This window comes from Pseudomonas sp. P97.38, from assembly GCF_001269745.1.
In the GTDB taxonomy this organism is placed as follows: Bacteria; Pseudomonadota; Gammaproteobacteria; order Pseudomonadales; family Pseudomonadaceae; genus Aquipseudomonas; species Aquipseudomonas chlororaphis_E.
In genome coordinates this window covers 408,845-427,537 of record NZ_LHVJ01000024.1, presented here as the reverse complement: position 1 = coordinate 427,537, position 18,693 = coordinate 408,845, and the positions used below count along the sequence as shown (strand labels likewise).

14 protein-coding genes are annotated in these 18,693 nt (G+C 64.6%); 9 read left to right on the top strand and 5 right to left on the bottom strand.

Annotation, left to right across the window (positions count from 1 at the left end; genetic code table 11):
- Entirely contained in the window at positions 1-2,097 is a 2,097-nt protein-coding gene (locus tag AD664_RS19840) for a biotin/lipoyl-binding protein (RefSeq protein ID WP_053148928.1), read from the top strand.
- A gap of 9 nt (positions 2,098-2,106) precedes the next feature.
- Positions 2,107-2,598 (top strand): GNAT family N-acetyltransferase, encoded by a 492-nt coding sequence (locus AD664_RS19835; RefSeq protein WP_042732400.1) that lies wholly within the window; start codon positions 2,107-2,109, stop codon positions 2,596-2,598.
- 127 nt (positions 2,599-2,725) lie between these two features.
- Here the strand turns inward: AD664_RS19835 and AD664_RS19830 are convergent, their stop codons facing one another.
- The 3 genes from AD664_RS19830 to AD664_RS19820 form a co-directional block, all read right to left on the bottom strand.
- Positions 2,726-3,313 carry a phage tail protein gene (locus AD664_RS19830; RefSeq protein ID WP_053148925.1) on the bottom strand — a complete coding sequence of 196 codons (588 nt, stop codon included), beginning with the start codon at positions 3,311-3,313 and terminating at the stop codon, positions 2,726-2,728.
- Positions 3,314-3,491: 178 nt separating this feature from the next.
- Positions 3,492-3,803, bottom strand: a complete 312-nt coding sequence (locus AD664_RS19825) for a hypothetical protein (RefSeq protein ID WP_053148922.1) — start codon at positions 3,801-3,803, stop codon at positions 3,492-3,494.
- 46 nt (positions 3,804-3,849) lie between these two features.
- The gene (locus AD664_RS19820; protein WP_053148919.1) at positions 3,850-4,437 is read right to left on the bottom strand and encodes a phage tail protein; all 588 of its coding nucleotides are present in this window, start codon (positions 4,435-4,437) and stop codon (positions 3,850-3,852) included.
- 299 nt (positions 4,438-4,736) lie between these two features.
- On the opposite strand from AD664_RS19820, the gene AD664_RS19815 reads away from it, so the two are divergent.
- From AD664_RS19815 to AD664_RS19795, 5 genes are read left to right on the top strand one after another with little or no spacing between them, the layout of a single operon-like run.
- Entirely contained in the window at positions 4,737-5,582 is an 846-nt protein-coding gene (locus tag AD664_RS19815; protein WP_053148917.1) for a sulfotransferase, read from the top strand.
- Between the two features lie 52 nt (positions 5,583-5,634).
- The gene (locus AD664_RS19810) at positions 5,635-12,873 is read left to right on the top strand and encodes an Ig-like domain-containing protein (RefSeq protein WP_053148914.1); all 7,239 of its coding nucleotides are present in this window, start codon (positions 5,635-5,637) and stop codon (positions 12,871-12,873) included.
- A gap of 40 nt (positions 12,874-12,913) precedes the next feature.
- The gene (locus AD664_RS19805) at positions 12,914-14,425 is read left to right on the top strand and encodes a TolC family protein (RefSeq protein WP_042731897.1); all 1,512 of its coding nucleotides are present in this window, start codon (positions 12,914-12,916) and stop codon (positions 14,423-14,425) included.
- A 15-nt stretch (positions 14,426-14,440) separates the two neighbouring features.
- The gene (locus AD664_RS19800) at positions 14,441-15,223 is read left to right on the top strand and encodes an aspartyl/asparaginyl beta-hydroxylase domain-containing protein (RefSeq protein WP_053148911.1); all 783 of its coding nucleotides are present in this window, start codon (positions 14,441-14,443) and stop codon (positions 15,221-15,223) included.
- Positions 15,211-16,152, top strand: a complete 942-nt coding sequence (locus tag AD664_RS19795; RefSeq protein ID WP_053148908.1) for an aspartyl beta-hydroxylase — start codon at positions 15,211-15,213, stop codon at positions 16,150-16,152. The genes AD664_RS19800 and AD664_RS19795 overlap by 13 nt, the downstream gene beginning before the upstream one ends.
- 130 nt (positions 16,153-16,282) lie before the next feature.
- On the opposite strand, the gene AD664_RS19790 is transcribed toward AD664_RS19795, so the two are convergent.
- Both AD664_RS19790 and AD664_RS19785 read right to left on the bottom strand, forming a co-directional pair.
- On the bottom strand, positions 16,283-17,044 hold the full coding sequence (locus tag AD664_RS19790) for a slipin family protein (RefSeq protein ID WP_042730291.1): 762 nt from the start codon (positions 17,042-17,044) through the stop codon (positions 16,283-16,285).
- Between the two features lies 1 nt (position 17,045).
- Complete coding sequence (locus AD664_RS19785; protein WP_053148905.1) at positions 17,046-17,570, bottom strand: NfeD family protein; 525 nt, start codon at positions 17,568-17,570, stop codon at positions 17,046-17,048.
- A gap of 148 nt (positions 17,571-17,718) precedes the next feature.
- Between AD664_RS19785 and AD664_RS19780 the strand changes: the two genes are divergently transcribed.
- Positions 17,719-17,964 (top strand): DUF2789 domain-containing protein, encoded by a 246-nt coding sequence (locus AD664_RS19780; RefSeq protein ID WP_042730289.1) that lies wholly within the window; start codon positions 17,719-17,721, stop codon positions 17,962-17,964.
- A 126-nt stretch (positions 17,965-18,090) separates the two neighbouring features.
- A complete protein-coding gene (locus tag AD664_RS19775) occupies positions 18,091-18,672 on the top strand; it encodes an alpha/beta hydrolase (protein ID WP_053148902.1) in 582 nt (193 codons plus the stop codon).
- Positions 18,673-18,693 lie beyond the last annotated feature (21 nt).

Genomic DNA, 18,693 nt, shown 5'->3' with positions numbered 1-18,693 from the left:
ATGGACCTGCCGAGCCTGCGGCCAGACTTGCAATTGTCCCCGGCGGCTCCAGACCCCGACGGTTCTCCGCAATGGACCCTCGCCGACCCGGTGCGTGGGCGTTATTTCAAGCTGGGTGCGGCGGCGATGCGCATGTTGCGGCATTGGTCCCTGGGCGACCCGGAGCGGGTGCTGCAAGCAGCGAATCGCGAGCCGGGCCTGCCCCTCAACGGTGAGTCGCTGGAGCAGTTGCTGGGTTTTCTGCGGGGCCATGATCTGATCAGCGCGATGGACCCGCAACAGCGCGACAGCTACCTGTTCAAGACGGCGGCCCGGCGCCAGAGCCTGTGGCAGATGCTGTTGCACCAATACCTGTTTTTCCGGATTCCGCTGTGGCGCCCGGACGCCTTCCTCAATCGTGCCTGGCCCTGGCTGGCACGCTTTGGGCCCAAGCTCTTGCGTTATGGACTGCCGCTGACCCTGGGGCTGGGCATTTTCCTGGTGTCGCGCGATTGGCAGCGGTTCCTGGCGACGTTTCCGCACCTGTTCAGCCTGGGCGGGGCATTGGCGTTCGGCGCGGCGTTGTTTTTTGCCAAGCTGTGCCATGAGTTCGGCCATGCGTTCATGGCCAAGCGCGCCGGTTGTCGGGTTCAGAGCATGGGCGTGGCGTTCATGGTGCTGTTGCCGATGTTCTATACCGATGTCAGCGACGCCTGGCGGATCAATGACCGGCGGGCGCGGTTGTTGATCGGCGCCGGTGGCGTATTGGCCGAATTGCTGCTGGCGTGCATCGCCCTGCTGGCCTGGTCGCTGTTGCCCGACGGGCCGGCACGCACCGCCGCGTTCATGTTGGCCAGCGCCACCTGGATCACCACGCTGGTGATCAACTTGAATCCCTTCATGCGCTTCGACGGGTATTTCCTGCTCAGTGATTTCTGGGCGGTGGATAACCTCCAGGGGCGTGCATTCGCCCTGTGTCGCTGGCGCTTGCGCGAAGCCTTGTTCGGCTATGGCGTGGCGGCCCCGGAACCCTGGTCGCCGAAGATGCGCCGTCGCTTGCTGATCTGGGGATATGGCTCGTGGTTATGGCGGGCGGCGTTGTTTTTCGGCATTGCCCTGGCGGTCTATCACCTGTTTTTCAAGGTGCTGGGCATTTTCCTGATGATGGTGGAATTGGTCTGGTTCATTTTTATGCCCATCGTGAATGAATGGCGGCAATGGTGGAGTCGCCGTGAACAGGCCCACGGGCCGCGGGTGCTATTGAGCGGCCTGGTCTTGCTCGCGCTGGTGCTGGCGTTGCTGCTGCCCTGGCGCAGCGCCGTGGAGGTGCCGGCGATGCTCGAAGCCGGGCGCGCCAGTGCGTTGTATGCGCCGGTGGCAGCGCGGGTCAAACAGGTGAATGTGCGCGACGGCCAGACCGTGGCCCAAGGCGACGTGCTGATTGAACTGGAGTCGCCGGACATGGCTTCGCGCCTGGTCATCGTGCGTCGGGAAATCGAGATCCAGCAGTTGCAGATGCGTCGTCAGGCCGGACGCAGCGAGACCGCCGCCGATGCCGGCATCGTCGAGCAGCAGTTGGCCGAGGCGGTGGCGGAGTACCGGGGCCTGGTCGCCCAGCGCGAGCGCCTGTTGCTGCGTGCGCCTCATGCCGGCCAAGTGCGCGACCTGCTGCCGCAACTTTCGGTGGGGCGCTGGCTGTCGCCCACGCAGCCGCTGGCGCGGGTGGTGCAGACCGATTCTCGCCTGCGTGGGTACCTGACCGAGGCCGAGCTGTGGCGAGTCAGTGCCGGTGCCACGGGGCGGTTCATTGCCGACGATCCGATGCACCCGTCGATTGCCGTGCAACTGGATGAGATCGACACCAATGGCGTGGCCTGGGTCGAGCAGCAGGCGCTGACCTCCGATCATCACGGACCGATTGCGGTGCGCCGTGATTCGCAGCAGCGGGCCGAGCCCGTGCAGGCGCAATACGGCGTGCGCTTGAGCGCGGTCGAGGACGGGGCTGCGCCGCTGCAACCGCTGCGTGGCGTGGTGGTGTTGCAGGGGCATGGCGAGTCGGTGCTGGGAGCGGCTTGGCGCCGGTTGGCGGCGCTGGGCGTGAGGGAAAGCGGATTTTAAGGAGCGAACATGAATTCAGTGGCGGCGGACGGATTGGTGGTGCGGCCATCGCGGGTCAGCGATGGTCCGTTCCTGCAGCGTCTTTACCAGGCGGCGCGTCCGGATTTGCAATGGATCGACGGCGAGCACGAGCAAGTGCAGCAGGTGATCGCCCAGCAGTTCCAGGTGCAGGAACAGGGCCTGGGGGAGAACTTTCCCAATGCCATGCATTACGTGGTGGAGAAGCTCGGCACCGCCATCGGCGCCCTGAGCACGGATTTCGGCCCAAATGAAATCCGCGTGCTGTACCTGGCCTTCATCCCCCAGGCGCGGGGGCAGGGTTACGGCCGGACGGTGCTGCAAGGGGTGCAGAAAGCCGCGCAACACATCCGCTGCCCGGTGGCCACTGTGGTCTGGACCAGCAACCCCCATGCCCGGCGGCACTACCTGGCGCTGGGCTTCGAGGTGCAAGAGCGCAGCCCGGCGGCTGAGCGGCTGGTGTGGTATCCGAAAGGCGACTGACAAAAACACCGGCTTCTGTGGAAGCGGGCTTGCTCGCGAAAGCGGTGTGTCAGTCAGCAGATTTTTATCTGAACCACCGCATTCGCGAGCAAGCCCGTTCCACAAAAAGCACAGCTTTGCGGCGGCCTCAGTTACGCGAAGGGAAGAGCCCGTTCAAGGCGATGCTGAAGTTGATGGCCAGGAACGGGTTCATGATCGCCATCGGCAGGCCATTGCCCGTCGGAGCCACCGTTCCGCTGACCGTGGTGGTCACGCCTTTGAGCGGCACCGGTGTGGCGCCGACCTGGTCGGAATAGATATTCGCCGCACCCGGCCCGGTGCCCGAGGTGCCAATGAACGAATTGGTGGGCGTGGGCGCGTTCGCCGGGTTGCTGGCCGGGTTCGCCAACTGCACGGTGGTGGCAGCGGTGATGCCCGTGAGGGTGTGGGTGTGGTTGGGCAGGTTGTTCAGGGTCGCGGTGACGTTCTCGGTGCCGGAGACCTCGCCAATGACCCGCGGGGTCAGGCCCAGCCCGTTGCCCTGGCCCATCGGCAGGCGACCTTGCAGGTTGGGGAGCATGAAGTTGGTCTGGCCGTTGCCGCCGTAATAGGTGCCCAGCAGCGAGAACAGCGCCTGGTACTGCGAAATGGCGAGCGTCTGTCCATTGCACAGCGCCCAGCCACTGGGTGCGAAGTTAAAGGCAAAAGACTGGATAGTGCCCATGAATACTTCCATAAATTCCTCATCCCTCAGGTTATTGGTCTGGTGTGGCCAGAGAAGAAGATTGCGTTCAGCCCGATTCCCTGTTCCCTGGCCTGATCACGCACGGCTGAGCGTAGACGCGGTTGTGGCACTCTGCCGGCGGCCTTGGCGGATCGCTGCAAGACCTGTGTACACCACAGATCCCACAGGGCTAGTTGAACGCGATGTAGTAATAGCCCAGCGAGGGGTCACGGCCCATGGGGGGCACCCGTGACACGAACACCCCTTCGAGCCGGCCCAGTTCAGGCACGTCCAGCGCACACAGGCCATCGACGAACTCGGTGGCTTGCAGGCTGTTGAACGCCACGCTGAACGGCATGCGCTCGGTGTTCGGCATCTTGGCCCTGGGCGTTTGATCGAGGGTCTCGAACTGTATGGGCAGGCAACTGCCGTCGGGCAGGGTCAGGCGGCTGGTCTGGCCCAGCAAGGGTTGGAAATGGTGGCTATGAACCGCTTGCAGCATGTCGATACTCCAACGGACCGCAGGGCCATGGCCCGGCGGTAGGTCATCAATTGCGGGTCGGGAAGTAACCTTGGAGGGCGATGCTGAAGTTGATCGCCAGGAACGGGTTCATGATCGGCATTGGCGTGCTACCGCCCGTGGGGGCGAGCGTGCCGCTGACCGTAGTGGTCACGCCTTTGAGTGGCACCGGTGTGGCGCCGACCTGGTCGGAATAGATATTCGCCGCACCCGGCCCGGTGCCCGAGGTGCCAATGAACGAATTGGTGGGCGTGGGTGCGTTCGCCGGGTTGCTGGCCGGGTTCGCCAACTGCACGGTGGTGGCGGCGGTGATCGCCGTGAGGGCGTGGGTGTGGTTGGGCAGGTTGTTCAGCGTCGCCGTGACGTTCTCGGTGCCGGCGATGGTGCCGATGACCCGTGGCGTCAGGCCCAGGCCACTGCCCTGGCCCATGGGCAGGCGGCCTTGCAGGTTGGGCAACTGGAAGGTGGTCTGGCCATTCCCCCCGTACGTCACGCCGATCAGGGCAAACAGTGTCTGGTACTGGGCCAGACTGAGCGTCTGCCCGTTGCACAGGGCCCAGTCCCTGGGGGCGAAGTTAAAAGCGAAGGGTTGGATAGTCCCGATGAATACTTCCATAAATGCCTCATTCCTCAGGTGATTGGTCTGGCGTGTGCCCGCCAGGCTGGGGAAGGGAGCGATCAGCCCGACGCCTCCATTCCCTGGCCTGTCAACGCACGGCTGAGCGTAGACGGGGATGTCTGATTTTGCCGGGGAAGACACGAGGAAAATTCTCCTGGATCGGCTAAAACGATTCAGTGGCGCCCGCGCTTCTACCGCCCATCTTTTTTGTAGGACAAAGTTAATTTGATATCAAAGTACTACTAGGCGGCGTTTGTTTCCTAAGCTACGCTTCGGACACAAAAGGACTACACACGGTGAAGGGATTGTCGCAGTTTCACTTTATTTCCGGCCTGCCGCGCTCAGGCTCGACCCTGCTGTCGGCGATTCTGCTGCAGAACCCGCGCTTTCACGCCGGCATGACCAGCCCCGTCGGTTCGCTGTTCAGCAGTGTGCTGCAACAATGCAGCGCCGGCAGCGAGTTTGGTTCGGTGATCGACACGGACCTGCGCCGCCGTCTGTTGCGCGGGCTGTTCGATTCCTACTACGCCGACAAGGCCGACAAACCCGTCATCTTCGACACCAATCGCCAGTGGTGCGCGCGCCTGCCGGCCCTGCAAGACCTGTTTCCCCAAGCCAAGACCATCGCCTGCGTGCGCAACGTCGCCTGGGTGCTCGACAGCCTGGAGCGGCTGTATCGCGCCAATCCCTTCGAGAACACCAAGCTGTTCAACGACGATGACGAACGCAACACCGTCTACAGCCGGTGCGAAACCCTGGCCCAGCGCAACCGCCTGGTGGGGTTCGCCTGGACGGCGCTCAAGGAAGCCTATTACGGCGAGCACGCCGAGTCGCTGTTGATCGTCGATTACGACCTGCTGAGCCAGGCGCCCGAGCGGGTGATGCGGCTGGTCTACGAGTTCATCGGCGAGCCCTGGTTCGAGCACGACTTCAATCACTTGACCTACGACGCACCGGCCTTCGACCAGGCCTTGGGCGTTGCCGGCCTGCACAAGGTCAAGCCCAAGGTTGCGCCGCAAGTGCGGCGGACCCTGCTGCCGCCGGACCTGTTCGAAAGATTTTCCGAGTTGTCGTTCTGGCGCGATGGGTCTGCCAGCGCGGCCAATGTCATCCGTATGAAAACCGACGCCGCGCTCAGCTGATCGCGGTTTTTTTCATTTGCGTGTTCAAGCAGTTCGAGTCCAGGTGAACGTCATGTGGTGGAGCAAAGGTAAATCGCGGGTAATCGAGGGCACCCAGGCCCTGGCATCGCCAATGATCATGTCGCTGGAGCCGCGCATGCTGTTCGACGGCGCGGTGGCCGCGACCGTGGCCGAAGCCGCGCAGCCGGAGGCTCATCCCACGGCGGACGCCGCCAAGGCGCCGACGGCCGATCAGCCTGCCGATACCCACGCGCCCCAGGGCCAGGTGGATGCCACCGAGGCGGCCGTTCCGGGCAAGTCCGTGGTGTTCATCGATTCGCGGGTCAAGGACGCGGCCAGCCTGCTCGATGGCGTCGCGGCCGGTACCCAGGTGGTGCAGCTCGATGCGACCAAGGACGGCCTGCAACAGATTGCCGATTACCTGGACAGCCACCAGGGCGTGAGCTCGGTGCAAATCATCGCCCACGGCAACGCCGGCGACTTGTGGTTGGGCAACGCCTACCTGTCGGCGGACAACGTCCAGGCCCGCAGCGAAGTGCTGGCGCAGATCGGCCAGGACATGAACGTCGGTGGCGACATCCTGATCTACGGCTGCTACACCGCCGAGGGCGACCGGGGCCTGGCGCTGGTCGATTCGCTGGCGCAGTTGACCGGCCGCGACGTGGCGGCCTCCAATGACCGCACAGGCCTGGGCGGCGACTGGGACCTGGAAATCGCCACCGGCACTATCGAAAGCACCAACGTGCTGTCCGCCAGCGCGATGAGCCAATACCAGTGGGGCCTCGCTACCTGGACCGCCACCAATAACGCCAACACCGGCGTGGGTTCGTTGCGCGCGGCCCTGGCTTCGGCGCAGAACGGTGACATCGTGACCTTCAGCAGCGGCATGACCGTCGCGCTGACCCAGGTGCTGGTGGTCAACAAGAACGTGACCATCGACGGCGACCTCAATAACGACAACGTGGCCGATGTCACCCTCGATGGGCAGTTCCGCACCCAGGTCCTCAACGTGACGTCCGGTACGACGGCGACCCTCGATGGCCTGGTGATTACCCGCGGCATGGTGGCGGGCGACGGGGGCAATGGCGGCGTCGATGCGGCGGTCGCCAAGGCCGGCGGGATCTACAACGCCGGGACCCTGACCCTGCGCAACGTCACGGTCACCGCGAACGCTGCGTCGGGCGGTGGCGGCGGTGGCGGCGTGACGCCGCAATATGCCGGTGGTGGCGGCGGTGGTGGCGGGGCGGTCGGCAGCGGAACGGGTGGCCGGGGCGGCGATACGATCAATGCCACAGGCTCCGTTGGGTCGACCGGACAAGGCGGCGCCGGCGGTGGCTTCTTCAATATGGGCGGGCGGGGCGGCAATTCCACCGGCGGCGCCGGTGGTGCGGCGTATCCGGGCTACAGCACCGGCTCGGCCGGCGGCACGGCGGCTAGCGCGGGCCTGTCCATTGGCGGTGGCGGTGGCGGTGACGGCTACAACGCCGTGGGCGGTGCGGGTGGCGGCGCGGTCGGTGGTATCTACAACGACACCGGCGCGACCCTGCGCATCATCGGCAACTCGGTAATTTCCAACAACATCGGCGCCGGGGGCGGCGGCGGTGGCGGCGGTGCCGGCGGTGGCTACACCCATAACGGCGGCGCGGGCGGCGTCGGCGTTGGCGCCATCTGGAACAAAGGCTCGATCCTGATCACCGCCGCCAACTTCGCGGCGCTGTCGGGTAACGTCGGCGGCAGCGGTACCGGCGGCGGCAGTGCCGGCTCTGCGGGTACTTCGCCGGCCTCGGTGGCGAACGTCTATGGCGATGGCGGGACCATCAACACCAACTATGTGCCGGACGTCACGCCACCGACCGCGACTGTCGTGGTGGCCAATCCCAACCTGAACTCCGGTGGCACGTCGCTGGTGACCATCACCTTCTCCGAAGCCGTGACGGGTCTCACGACGTCCGACCTGACGGTGCAGAACGGCACCATTGGCGCCCTGAGCAGCAGCGACGGTGGTATCACCTGGACCGGCACATTGACGGCGGCCAGCAACATTGCCGACACCACCAACGTGATTACTCTGGACAACACCGGTGTCGCGGACCTGGCGGGTAACACGGGTGTAGGCTCCACCACCTCGAACAACTATGTGGTCAACGACACCGTGGCGCCGACCGCGACCATCGTGGTGGCCGATACCACGCTCACCAGCGGCGAAACCTCGGCCGTGACCATCACCTTCAGCGAGGCGGTGACCGGCTTCACCGCTGCCGACCTGACGGTGGCGAACGGCACGATCACCGGCCTGAGCAGCGCCGACGGCGGCATCACCTGGACCGCGACCCTGACGCCGACCGCCGACATCACCGATACCACCAACCTGGTGGTGCTGGACAAGACCGGTGTCGCCGACCTGTCGGGCAACGCCGGCGTGGGCACCACCAACTCCAACAACTACGCCATCGATACCCTGCGCCCGACCGCCACCATCGTGGTGGCCGATCCGTCGCTGAGCATCGGTGAAACGTCCCTGGTGACCATTACGTTCAATGAAGCGGTGACCAGTTTCACAACCGCCGACCTCACCGTCGCCAACGGCACGGTGACCGGGTTGAGCAGCAGCGACGGCGGCATCACCTGGACCGCGACCCTGACGCCGACCGCCAGCGTCAGTGACACCACCAACGTGATCACGCTCAACAGTGGCGCCGTTGTCGACCTGTCCGGCAACGCCAACCTGGGCACTGTCGACTCCAATAACTATGCGATCGACACGGCACGTCCGACCGCCACCATCGTGGTGGCCGACCCTACACTGTCGGCCGGCGAAACTTCACTGGTGACCATTACCTTCAGCGAGGCCGTGAGCGGCTTTACCCTGGCCGACCTGACGGTCGCCAACGGCTCTCTGAGTGGCCTGAACAGCAGTGACGGCGGCATTACCTGGACCGCGACGCTCACACCGACCGCCAGCATCACCGACGCCACCAACCTGATCGTGCTGGCGAACACAGGCGTGTCCGACGCCGCCGGTAATGCCGGCAGCGGTACCACCAGTTCCAACAACTACGCCATCGACACCCAGCGCCCGACCGCCAGCATCGTCGTGGCCGATTCGGCGCTTAGCATTGGCGAAACGTCGTTGGTGACCATCACCTTCAACGAGGCGGTGACCGGCCTCACCACGGCCGACCTGACCGTGGCCAATGGCACCGTGTCCGCGCTGAGCAGCAGTGACGGCGGCATCACCTGGACCGGCACGCTGACCCCGACCGCCAGCATCAGTGACGCCAGCAACGTCATTACCCTGGACAACACCGGCGTGAGCGATGCCGCGGGCAACGCTGGCACCGGTACCACCAGCTCCAACAACTACGCCATCGACAACGTGCGGCCTACCGCGACGATCGTGGTCGCCGACAGCACCTTGAGCATCGGCGAGACGTCGCTGGTGACCATCACCTTCAGCGAAGCGGTGACGGGCTTCTCCCTGGCCGACCTGACGGTGGCGAACGGTGTCCTGAGCGGCCTGAGCACCAGTGACAACATCACCTACATCGCGACCTTCACCCCAAGCGCGAGCATCAGTGACACCACTAACCTGATCACCCTGGATAACACCGGTGTCGTGGACGGGGCGGGCAACGCCGGCACCGGCACCACCGATTCGAACAACTACGCGGTCGATACCCTGCGCCCGACCGCCACGATTGTGGTGGCGGACAACGCGCTGAGCGTTGGTGAAACGTCCCTGGTGACCATCACCTTCTCCGAAGCGGTCACAGGTTTCGACAACTCGGACCTGATCGTGGCCAACGGCACGCTCAGCGCGGTCAGCAGCAGCGACGGCGGCTTCACCTGGACCGCCACCCTGACCCCGAACCTGGGCGTCAGCGACGCCACCAACCTGATCACCCTGAACAACACCGGTATCAGCGATGCGGCGGGCAATACCGGCACCGGCACCACCAACTCCAACAACTACCAGGTCGACACCAACGTGCCCACGGCGACCATCGTGGTGGCCGATACGTCGCTGAGCATTGGTGAAACGTCCCTGGTGACCATCACCTTCAACGACGCTGTGAATGGCTTCGACAACAGCGACCTGACCATCAGCAACGGCACCCTGAGCAGTGTGAGCAGCTCTGACGGCGGCGTGACCTGGACCGCGACGTTCACCCCGAGCGTCGGCATTTCCGACACCAGCAATCTGATCACCCTGGACAACACCGGCGTGCGCAATGGCGCGAACAACGCCGGGGTCGGCACCACCGATTCGAACAACTACGCCATCGACACCGTGCGCCCAACGGCGACCATCGTCGTGGCCGACACGGCCATTGCCGCTGGCCAGACCTCACAGGTAACCATCACCTTCAACGAGGCGGTGACCGCGTTCACCAGCGCCGACCTGACGGTTGCCAACGGTGTGATCTCCGGCCTGAGCAGCAGTGACGGTGGCATCACCTGGACCGCGACCTTCACCCCGACCGCGGGCGTCACGGACACCAGCAACGTCATTTCGCTCAACAGCGGCGCCATCGTTGACTTGGCCGGCAACGTCAACGTCGGCACCACCGACTCGAACAACTACGGCGTCGATACGCTGCTCCCGACCGCCACCATCGTGGTGGCGGACAACGCGCTGAGCGTTGGCGAAACGTCGTTGGTGACCATCACCTTCTCCGAAGCGGTCACAGGTTTCGACAACTCGGACCTGAGCGTGGCCAACGGCACCTTGAGCGCGGTCAGCAGCAGCGATGGCGGTATCACTTGGACCGCGGTGTTCACCCCGGCCTTAGGCATCCGGGACACGACCAACCTCATCGTGCTGGACAACACCGGCGTGAGCGATGGGGCGGGCAATGCCGGAACCGGCGCGACCAGCTCCAATAACTACACCATCGACACCCAGGTACCGACCGCCACCATCGTGGTGGCCGATCCGTCGCTGAGCATCGGTGAGACGTCGCTGGTGACCATCACCTTCAGCGAAGCCGTGAATGGCTTCGACAACAGCGACCTGAGCGTCAGCAACGGCACCCTGAGCAATGTGTCGTCCAGCGATGGCGGCGTGACCTGGACCGCGACGTTCACCCCGAACGCCAGCGTTTCCGACACCAGCAACCTGATCACCCTGGACAACACGGGCGTGCGCAATGGCGCGAACAACACCGGGGTCGGCACCACCGATTCCAACAACTACGCCATCGACACTGTGCGTCCGACCGCGACCATCGTCGTCGCCGATACGGCCCTTGCCGTCGGCCAGACGTCACTGGTGACGATCACCTTCAATGAGGCGGTGACCGGTTTCACCAACGCTGACCTGAGCGTGGCCAACGGCACGCTCAGCAGCCTGACCAGCAGCGATGGCGGCATCACCTGGACGGCGACCTTCACCCCGAGTGCCGGCATTTCCGATACCAGCAACCTGATCACCCTGGACAACACCGGCGTGGCCGACCTGGCGGGCAACGCGGGCAGCGGCACCACCGACTCCAACAACTACGCCGTCGACACCCAGTTGCCGACCGCCACCATCGTGCTCAGCGATACGACGCTCCGGCCGGGTGAAACCGCGCAGGTGACCATCACCTTCAGCGAGGCGGTGACCGGTTTCACCAACGCCGACCTGACGGTGGCCAACGGCACCTTGAGCGCCGTCAGCAGCAGCGACGGCGGCCTGACCTGGACCGCCACGTTCACCCCGACCCAGGGCGTGAGCGACGCCACCAACCTGATCACCCTGGACAACACCGGGGTGAGCGACGCGGCGGGCAACGCGGGTACGGGAACCACCGATTCGGCCAACTACGCGGTCGAGACCCGCGTGCCCACCGCCACGATCGTGGTGGCCGACAACGCCCTCAGGATCGGTGAGACCTCGCTGGTGACCATCACCTTCTCGGAAGCGGTCAGCGGCTTCGACAACAGCGACCTGAACGTGAGCAACGGCACCCTGAGCAACGTTTCGTCCAGCGATGGCGGCGTGACCTGGACCGCGACGTTCACGCCGGCGAGCAACATCACCGACACCAGCAACCTGATCAGCCTGGACACCGCCGGCGTGGTCAGCGTCTCGGGCAACAGTGGCGTCGGGGTGGTGAACTCCAACAACTACGCGATCGACACGGTGCGCCCAGGCGCCACCATTACTCTGGCCGATACCCGCCTGGGCATCGGCCAGACCACCACCGTGACCATCAGCTTCACTGAAGCGGTGACCGGTTTCGACCTGTCGGACCTCAGCGTCGCCAATGGCGTGCTGTCCAACCTTGCCAGCAGCGACGGCGGCCTGACCTGGACCGCGACCCTGACGCCTACCGCGGGCGTCAACGATGCCACCAACCTGATCCTGCTGGACGCCAGCACGGTGCAGGACATTGCCGGCAACGCCGGTGTGGGCGTCGCGATCTCCAGTAACTACGCCCTCGACGCGACCCGGCCGACCGCGACCATCGTCGTGGCCGACTCGAACCTGACCGTGGGCGAGACGACCCAGGTGACGTTCACCTTCAGCGAAGCGGTGACCAATTTCGACCTGTCGGACCTCAGCGTCACCAACGGTGAACTGACCAACCTGACCACCAGCGATGGCGGCAGGACCTGGACGGCGACGTTCAAGCCGACGGTGAACCTCACCGACCCGAGCAACTTCATCGCCCTGGACACCAGCAACGTCAGTGACCAGTCCGGCAACGCCGGGGCCAGCGTGGCGGTGTCGAACAACTATGCGATCGACACCGTGGTGCCCAACGACGTGAAGCCGCCACCGGAGTTCCTGATCTCGGACCCGGTCACCGTGGTGCCTGCGACCGAAGTGCCGTTGCAACCGGTGGTCTTCACGCCGCCCACCGGCAACCTGGGCTCGCCGCTGGGCTTCCCGCCGCTGTTCGAACAGCGGGACGTGGGCGGTGGGCTGGATCCGATAGGCGATATTTTCATCAATCGCGGTGAACTGGCACCGAGCTATATCGCCCAGGTCTTCAGCAGCGACGCTGCCGGCGATGGCTCGGGCCATGGGTTCCTGGGCTTTGGTGGTGGCGATGGCGGCGTATTCGGCAGCAGCACGCTGGCGACGCTGTTCAACCACGACTCCGCGTCCGACAGCGAGTCGATGAACGCCTTCGGCAATTCATCGATGCAGGGTGGCGATGTGTCCCAGGGGCTGCGTGGAATGTTTGGCGCACCGACCTTGGGCCAGCAACTGCAATACCTCAAGGACACAGAACAACGTCAGGTGGATAGCCTGGCAATGGCTTTGCAACAGGTCGGCATCAGCCAGGTGCAGGCCTGATAAAACTAAAAAATTGGGGCAGCCAGGGGCAATCCAGGGAATGAATAGAAGTCAGAAGTTATTCGCAGTCAGTGCGCTGGCGTTGGTGGTCAGCGGATGTGCCGTCACCAGTGAGCCGATCGATCGAAGCGTCAGCGAACAGCGCGCCCGGACCGATCTGCAGAACATGTACAAGGACCAGGAGCCCCTCAGTGGCCCGCTGACCCTGCACCAGGCCATGGCCCGTGCGGTGAAGTACAACCTTGAAGGCCGCTTGAAGATCATGGAGGAGGCCCTGGCCAAGCGGCAGCTGGACCTCGCCAGTTTCGACATGCTGCCGCGCATGGCGCTGGATGCCGGCTATGTGGGCCGCAACAATGTCAGCGCCTCCAGTAGCCAGAGCGTCGAAACCGGCACCCAGTCCCTGGAACCGTCGACCTCCCAGGATCGCGACCGTGAGGTGGCGGACCTGACCATGGTCTGGAACGTGCTCGACTTCGGCGTGAGCTACATCAGCGCCAAGCAGGCCGGCGACCAGCGTCTGATCGTCCAGGAACGCCGGCGCAAGGTGATCAACACCATCGTCCAGGACGTGCGCTCGGCCTACTGGCGCGCCATGGCCGCCGAACGGCTGCTCAAACAGATCGACAGCCTGATGGCGCGGGTCGAGTCGGCGCGCGGCAACAGCCAGAGCATGAGCGAGCAACGCATCGGTGACCCGGTGCAGGCCTTGGGTTACCAGCGCTCGCTGATCCAGGCGACCCGCCAGCTCGAAGAGCAGCGCCGGGCGCTGTCGTTGGCCAAGACCGAACTGGCAACCTTAATCAACCTGCCCTTGGGCACCGAGCTGACCCTGGCGACCCAGGATGAGTACGAGATTCCGGAGCTCAAGGTCGACCTGTCCCGTCTCGAACAGGAAGCCCTGGCCAGCCGCCCGGAACTGCGCGAGCAGGACTACCAGACGCGCATCACCGCCGCTGAAACCCGCAAGGCCATGCTGCGCCTGTTGCCGGGGCTGGAGTTCTCCGCCGGCGGGCACTACGACAGCAACTCGTTCCTGGTGGAGCAGGGCTGGGCCGACTATGGCGTGAAGGTCACCTGGAACCTGTTCAACGTGATCTCCGCCCCGGCGGCCATCGACGTCGCCAAGGCGGGCGAGGAAGTGGCGTCGGCGCGGCGCCAGGCGATGTCGATCGCGGTGCTGGCGCAGTTGTACGTCGCCAACGCCAACTATCGCGAGGCGCTGCGACAGTTCAAGACCAGCCAGCAGCTGTCGGACATCGACGGGCAGATCGTCGGCCAGTTGCGCAGCCGTCACCAGGCCGCGGGCATTGGCGAGCTGGACCTGATCCAAGGCGAATTGAACACCTTGCAGGCTGATCTGCGCCGGGACCTGGCCTATGCCGACCTGCGCAACGCCTACGGCCAGATATTCGCCAGCGCCGGCCTCGACCCACTGCCCAACGAAGTGCAATCGACCGAGGTCCAGTCGATTGCCACGGCGTTGGCCAGCCGTGAAGCGGCGTGGGCCCAGGGCAATATCGCCGTACCGACGGCCGCGGTGCCCAAGTAACGGCGCGCGCCCAGGATGCGCCCGGCGTTTTCCCGGCTGCCGCTGACGGTTGACCTGCCATTGCTGTTGCAAGCCTTGGCAGGTGTTGCCGAGGCGCGCTGGCAGGGCCATTTCAACAGCGCCTACTACAGCGGTGACTGGAGTGGCGTGGCGCTGATTACGCCGGCGGATGCCTTGACCGAGTTGTCGCCGGGGCGCGGCCAGCCCGTGATCCGCGAGCCGTGGTCCAGGGATGAGCGATGGCAGGCGGCGCTGGGCGATTGGCCCCTTCAGATCGTATCGGCCCGGTTGTTGCGACTGGGGCCCGGTGGCTGCATCCACGAACATCGCGATTATGACCTGGGCGGGCCGGACGCCGACCTGCGCCTGCATGTGCCGTTGCTCAGCGCGCCGGGCGTGGACTTCTGGCTGGAGGGGCAAATCATTCCGATGGCGGTGGGCGAGTGCTGGTTTCTTGACCTGGCGCGTCCTCATCGGGTGGTCAATCGCAGCGCTTGGCCGCGGGTTCACTTGGTGCTCGATTGTCGCCCCGGCCCCTGGCTGGAGCAGCAGATTGCCGATGGGCTGCCCACCACGCCCGTGCCGGGCAACGGGCCAAGCGACCTGGCCCGGTTCCAGCAATGCGTGGCGGGCGACCCGAACCTCGCCCAGGCCCTGCAAGGCGTGCAGGACGTCGAGGCGTTCATCGAATGCGCCCTCGCCCTGGGTGCCCGGCAAGGCTTGCACTTCTCCCGGGAAGAATTGCGCACGGCCATGCGCCACGGTCGACGGCAGTGGAGCGATCAATGGAAGGCCTGAACCTGCAAGGCTGGCTGCCGATTCGCGTGTGGCAAGAGGCCGGGCAGTGGTGGGTCGACTGGTGCTGGTTCGGCGACAAGCCCTTGTCGCAACCTTTCTTTGGCGATGCCGTGGAAGACGCCTTGCGCCTGCCCTTCAACCAGGCGTTCCGGCGCCAGACTCCCTTGCACGCACTCGCCCAGTGGCAGCACCAGAGCCCGGGCCTCGCCCCCAGTGCGTTCATCTTCCATGCCTCGCGCTGCGGCTCGACGCTGATCAGCCAGATGCTGGCGCAGTTGGACGATCACATCGTCATCTCCGAACCGCCACCGCTGGATCGGCTGCTGCGCAGTGACCTGCCTGCCGCCGAACGTTGCGCGGCGCTCAAGGGCTTGCTGTCGGCCTACGGGCAGCCTCGTTGCGGTGTGGAGCGACGATTGGTGATCAAGCTCGACGCCTGGAACATTGGTGAGCTGTCGCGGCTGCGGGAGTGTTTTCCCGACACGCCCTGGCTGTTCGTGTACCGCGATCCGCTGGAAATCGCCGTGTCTCACCTGCGCCGCCCCGGCATGCACATGGTGCCGGGAATGATCGGCCCGAGCGTGCTGGACGATGGCGTGCCGTACGCCGGCCCGGAAGATTTCATTGCGCGCAGGGTCGGGAAATTGCTGCAGGTTGGGCTTGAGCAGTGCCAGGCCTCCGCCGGAGTGGCCGCGAACTACACCGAGCTGCCCGAGGCCATGGCGGGCAGGCTAGCGGATTTTTTCCAGCTTGATGAGGCGCAGCGCAGGCAAGCGTTCGCCACCGTGGGGCGACACGCCAAGCAGCCGGCGCAGGGGTTTACCGGGGATAGCGAAGAGAAGCGACTGGAGGCCTCGCCATGGCTGCGCGAGCGGGTGCAGGCGTGGGCGCAGGGGGCGTATGAGGCCCTGGAGACGTTGATCCCGTAGCGGGGCCGGCAGTCTTTCCGTGGCGAGGGAGCTTGCTCGGCCTCTTCAAAAAAACAGCGTCTGCTGCGCAGCCGAGCGGGAGCAAGCTCCCTCGCCACAGGTCCGGCGCCGATGCTTTATCAGTCGTCCATCAAGGCTTGTTTGGTGACAACTCAGCCATGCCCTTGAGCAACTCGATCGGCAGGGGGAAGACGATGGTGGAGGATTTGTCCCCGGCGATCGACCCCAGCGTCTGCATGTAGCGCAGTTGCATGGCGCCCGGTTGGCGCCCGAGCATTTCAGCGGCCTGCATGAGTTTTTCCGAGGCTTGCAGCTCACCTTCGGCATGGATCACCTTGGCCCGGCGTTCCCGTTCGGCCTCGGCCTGGCGGGCAATGGCGCGGATCATCGACTCATTGAGGTCCACGTGCTTGATCTCGACGTTCGCCACCTTGATGCCCCAGGCGTCGGTCTGGGCATCGAGCACTTGCTGGATGTCGCTGTTCAACTGCTCGCGCTCAGCCAGCAACTGGTCCAGGTCGTGTTTACCAAGGACCGCGCGCAACGTGGTCTGGGCCAGTTGGCTGGTGGCCATGAGGAAATTCTCGACCTGGATGATTGCCTTCTGTGGGTCGAGCACGCGGAAGTACAGCACCGCGTTGACCTTCACCGACACGTTGTCCCGGGTGATCACATCCTGGGGCGGCACGTCGAGCACAATCGTGCGCAAGTCGACGCGGATCATCTGCTGCACCACCGGAATCAGCAGGATCAGCCCCGGCCCCTTGACCTGCCAGAACCGGCCCAGTTGGAACACCACTGCGCGTTCGTATTCGCGCAGGATCCGGAAGGTCGAGGCCGCCAGTGCGATGACCAGCAACAGCAGCAGCGTAAAACCGATCTGCATACCCATCTCATGCTCCTTGTGAATCAGCCGGGGCCACTTCCAGCAGCAGGCCTTTGCGGGCCATGACCCGCACCGCCTGCCCGGTTCGCAGCGGCGTGACGCAGTTCACCTGCCAGCGTTCGCCTTCCAGCTGGACCCAGCCATGATGGTGGTTGCCGGCCTGCAACGCGGTCACCGTCGTGACGTTGCCCAGCAGCGCAGCATCGCCGGTGACCGCTTGGCGTGGTCGGGTTTTCAGCGCCCGGATCACCAGCGCCACCAAGAGCAGGGCGCTGATCACGCCCAGGCCCATCATCAAGGGCACCGGGACCTCGGCGTTGGTCAGGATCACTGCGCCGATCACGCACAAGACAATCCCGCCCAGTCCTGCAATGCCGTAGTTGGGCAGCGCCGCCTCGGCGGCCAGCAAGGCCACGCCCACTGCGATCAGCCAGAAGCCCAGTGGATCGACCCCCGACGGCACCAGGCCATCGGCACCGAACGCGGGCCCGCTGATCGCCAGCAGCGCAACCGTCAACCAGTGAATGTTCACGGGATCCTCCGCAACGTGTCGTTGTCGGGATGTTTATTCAAAGTCTAGTCTAGTCGGGGCTGATTGAATTTTGATCAGTCTGGCGGTCGGCGAGGGGCTAGACTGCGAAGAAACACCCCGCCATCCCCATGATGTTCAGGAGGCCCGTATGCACACCCCAATTCACCCTCTTTCCTCATTATTCAAGCAACTGGGCTTGCCCGATGACGCTCAGGGTATTGATCAATTTATAACCAGCCATTCACCCCTCAAGCCTGAGCTGCACCTGGCCGATGCGTTCTTCTGGAGCGAGGGTCAGCGGCAGATGCTGCGCGACGAGCTCCTCGAGGATGCGGACTGGGCGGAAGTGATAGACCAGTTGGATGTGTTGTTGCGCAAGGGGCGCAGCGAGTGATGCAGAAAACCTGTGGGAAATGACAATTATTCTTTATGGTTATTAATAAATAGCTTCTTATTCCTTAAATAATATAACTCTCCTCCCTATACTCGTCCGGGAACAGACACGCAGGAGAGCATCCCCATGCGCAACGAATCGATTCGCTACCTGATTGTGCCGGGCTGGCAAGGATCGCCGGAAAAACATTGGCAAACCCACTGGCAGAACAGCCTGCCCAACAGCGTCAGGGTCGAGCAGGCCGATTGGTTGACGCCTCGGCGCGAGGACTGGGTCGCGGCGCTGGCCGAGGCCATCGCCAGCGACAGTACGCCGGTCATCCTGATTGCCCATAGCCTGGGCTGCATCACGGTCGCCCATTGGGCCGCCACCGCGCCAGCGCAGTACCTGCGGCAAGTGCGCGGGGCGTTGCTGGTGGCCCCGGCGGATGTCGAGCGGCCGGCCTGCACCCCGGCGTTGCGCAATTTCGCGCCGATCCCCATGGACCTGCTGCCGTTTCCCAGCCAGGTGGTGGGCTCTGACAACGACCCTGCCGTGAGTGCCTCGCGGGCCCTGGAACTGGCGCGCCACTGGGGCGCCGAAGCCGGGATCCTGGGCGGGGCCGGGCACATCAATGTGAAGTCCGGCCACCAGCGCTGGGAGCAGGGTTTCGCCTATCTCTATCGCCTGCAGAACCGCATGGAGCATCACGCCCTGCGTCGCGCCTGACGCTGCGTTGTATCTGCCCTG

Bases quoted from the DNA above. Each gene is read 5' to 3' on its own strand.
- AD664_RS19775 (WP_053148902.1), top strand. From the start codon at position 18,091: ATGCGCAACGAATCGATTCGCTACCTGATTGTGCCGGGCTGGCAAGGA.
- AD664_RS19780 (WP_042730289.1), top strand. From the start codon at position 17,719: ATGCACACCCCAATTCACCCTCTTTCCTCATTATTCAAGCAACTGGGC.
- AD664_RS19835 (WP_042732400.1), top strand. From the start codon at position 2,107: ATGAATTCAGTGGCGGCGGACGGATTGGTGGTGCGGCCATCGCGGGTC.
- AD664_RS19825 (WP_053148922.1), bottom strand. From the start codon at position 3,803: ATGCTGCAAGCGGTTCATAGCCACCATTTCCAACCCTTGCTGGGCCAG.
- AD664_RS19820 (WP_053148919.1), bottom strand. From the start codon at position 4,437: ATGGAAGTATTCATCGGGACTATCCAACCCTTCGCTTTTAACTTCGCC.
- AD664_RS19840 (WP_053148928.1), top strand. From the start codon at position 1: ATGGACCTGCCGAGCCTGCGGCCAGACTTGCAATTGTCCCCGGCGGCT.
- AD664_RS19805 (WP_042731897.1), top strand. From the start codon at position 12,914: ATGAATAGAAGTCAGAAGTTATTCGCAGTCAGTGCGCTGGCGTTGGTG.
- AD664_RS19790 (WP_042730291.1), bottom strand. From the start codon at position 17,044: ATGGGTATGCAGATCGGTTTTACGCTGCTGCTGTTGCTGGTCATCGCA.
- AD664_RS19830 (WP_053148925.1), bottom strand. From the start codon at position 3,313: ATGGAAGTATTCATGGGCACTATCCAGTCTTTTGCCTTTAACTTCGCA.
- AD664_RS19795 (WP_053148908.1), top strand. From the start codon at position 15,211: ATGGAAGGCCTGAACCTGCAAGGCTGGCTGCCGATTCGCGTGTGGCAA.
- AD664_RS19810 (WP_053148914.1), top strand. From the start codon at position 5,635: ATGTGGTGGAGCAAAGGTAAATCGCGGGTAATCGAGGGCACCCAGGCC.
- AD664_RS19800 (WP_053148911.1), top strand. From the start codon at position 14,441: ATGCGCCCGGCGTTTTCCCGGCTGCCGCTGACGGTTGACCTGCCATTG.